This is a genomic window from Fundidesulfovibrio sp., from assembly GCF_058402725.1.
Window position 1 is genome coordinate 1 of record NZ_JBZVFJ010000273.1, and the last position, 2591, is coordinate 2591.

At 74.4% G+C, this 2591-nt stretch carries 1 protein-coding gene; it reads right to left on the reverse strand.

All coding sequences use genetic code 11. The features are described from left to right. Positions 1–2574, reverse strand: a 2574-nt coding sequence (locus ACV4UX_RS18575; protein ID WP_491594767.1) for an alpha-2-macroglobulin family protein, incomplete at its 3' end; no start/stop codon positions are given. Positions 2575–2591: the final 17 nt, after the last annotated feature.

A 2591-nucleotide genomic window follows, 5' to 3' on the forward strand; every position in this document is an offset into this window, starting at 1 on the left:
CTCCGCCTGGGCCTTGTGGGAGGCCGTGGCGGGGATGCCCCGGTCGTCCAGGCTGTAGAAGGCCGACCCCGGCGCGCACCCGGGCAGGGAGAGGGTCAGGGGGCCTGCGGGCAGGTCGCGCAGGAGGCTCGTGCGGAGGGTGTCGATGCGGGCCACGCCGGTTCCGGCGGCCGTCAGCTCGCCCTGGCAGGCGGGCAGGGCCGCCTGGCGGGCGTAGAGCTTGCCCAGGGCCATGAAGGCCATGCCCGCCTCCTGGGTGGAGAGCGCCGGGCGGGCCTCCAGCCCCCGGGTGAGATCCCGGGCGGCCTGGGCCGTGGCCTGGGACGAGGGGTTCACGTCGGTCAGGGCGGCCAGGGTCAGGGCCTGGGCGCGCAGGGGGGAGTCGAAGAGCTCGTCCGGGGGGGGCGCGGCCTCGGGCGCGCCCAGTCCCGCCAGCTGGCCCTCGGCGGCCTTGGCGTTGCCCGTGGCCGCGTAGGCCGCCGCCAGCAGGGCCTTGGCGTCGGCGGGCAGGGCCTTGCCGTCCTTGGGCTTGGCGGCCAGGGAGTCCATCACGCCCCGGTCGGGTTTTCCGGCCAGGGCCAGCACGTAGAGGGCGTAGGCCTGGGTCTTGAGCTGGCCGCCCTCGTGGCGGCGCTTCACCATGGAGGCCAGGTTGCCCAGGGCCAGGGAGAGGGCCTTCTCCGGCGCCTGATGGCCCGCCCGCGAGGCCTCCACCAGGAAGTGCGTGGCCCACACGCCCGCCCAGGGCTGCTCCTTCTCGGCCCCGGGCCACATCCCGAAGCCGCCCGAGGGCAGCTGCATGGCGAGGGCGCGGCTGACGCCCTGCTGCACCATGGCCTCGGGCGAGCCCTTCTCCAGGGCGCGCGGCTCCAGCTCCCGGGCCAGGGCCGAGAGATAGACGAGCGGGAACGCCCGGGACACGGTCTGCTCCAGGCAGCCGTAGGGATAGCCCAGCAGGCTCTCCAGCTTGCCCGCGAAGCGCACCAGGGGGAAGCGCCCCACGCGCAGCGTGCGCTGGACCGTGCCGGGCAGGAAGCCCTGGTCCTCGGCGGCCGGGAACTCCGTGGCCGGCCCCTCCGTGACGCCCTGGCGGATGCGGCTCACGGCGGGCAGGGGCGAACGCACCAGGAGTTCCGTGCGCGCCTCGGCCTTGAACCCGCCGCCCTCGGCCCGGAAGGCCAGGGAGGCCAGGCCCTCGGCGTCTGCGGCCTTCACGCCGAAGAAGACCGTTTTGTCCTTGCCCGCCGCGATGGCCTCGCGCCGGGGCTGGTCGACGCTTCGCAGCGCGCCCGTGGCCTCCAGGGACACCTGGAACTGGCCGTCCTGCCCCGTGTCGTTGCGCACGGTGACGGGCAGGCGCATGGTCTCGCCCAGCTGGGCGAAGCGGGGGAACGTGGGCAGGAGCGCCAGGGGGCTGCGCACGCGCACGAAGTGCTGGGCGCTGCCGAAACGCGCCCCGCCGGCGGCCACGGCCATCACGCGCAGCGCGCCCTGGAAGGCGGGCACGTCCACGGTGAAGCGCACGACGCCGCGCGCGTCGGCCTTGAGCGGGCCGGACCAGAAGGCCACGGAGCGCTCGCCCTGGGGCGATTCGGTGCGCAGGAAGCGGGAGGCGTCGTCGCCGCCCGCCGGGGCCTTGCGGGCCAGGGCGCGCACCTCGGGCAGGAGCAGGGCGAAGGTGTCGAAGCTCTGCACCTCCAGGGCGCGGCGGGCGTAGAAGACGGCCCACGGGTCGGGGGTCTTCTGGGCCACCAGCTGGAGGATGCCCTCGTCCACCACGGCCAGGGTGACCATGGCCCCGGGATCGACCTTGGCCGTCACGGTGAGGGGCTTGTGGGGCTCCATGCGCGTGGGGGCTTCGAGCGCGACCTCCATGCGTCCGGCCTCGCGCGCCACGCCCAGGGACACGGCCCCGAAGGCGCGCCCGGCCTGGCCGGGCAGCACGTCGGCGCCTTTGCGGGCCAGCATGCCCGTGACGTAGACGTTGGGCGCGTAGCCCGCCTTGATCGGGATGCTCACCTCGCCGGTGTTCTCGGGCAGGTCGACCACATAATGGTCCAGGACCTCGGTGGACTCCACCGTGACCAGGAGCCTGCCCGGGAAGGGCGCGCGCACCTGGAGCCTGGCCGTCTCGCCCACGGCGTGGTCGGTCTTGGCGGGGACCAGCTCCAGCCGGGCGGGGTTCTCCATGGCCCAGGGGTTGTAGCCGTCGCCCGCCGCCCAGAAGGTGATCTGGCAGGCCGCGCCGGTGTCGGGGTCGGTGAGGCTCAGGCGATAGCTGCCGTACTTGGGCGGGGTGAAGGTCACCTCGCCCTTCGCGCCGGGGTTCTCCAGGCGGCGGCGCTCAACGAGGCGCGAGTCGCGCTTTGTCTCGTACTTGTAGCCCGTGCCCTCCTCGGCGCGGCGCAGGACGGTCTGCCAGCGATCCTCGAAGAGTTCGGCCACCAGGGCCTTGGGCTGGGCCTCTTTGCCCTGGGGGTCCACCACCACGTACTCGAAGGCGTGGGGCGTCCCCGGGGCCAGGCCCTGTTCGGCCGGACGCTTCAGGCCGGGATAGGCGGGGTAGGCGTTCACGGGGATCTTCACCCGCG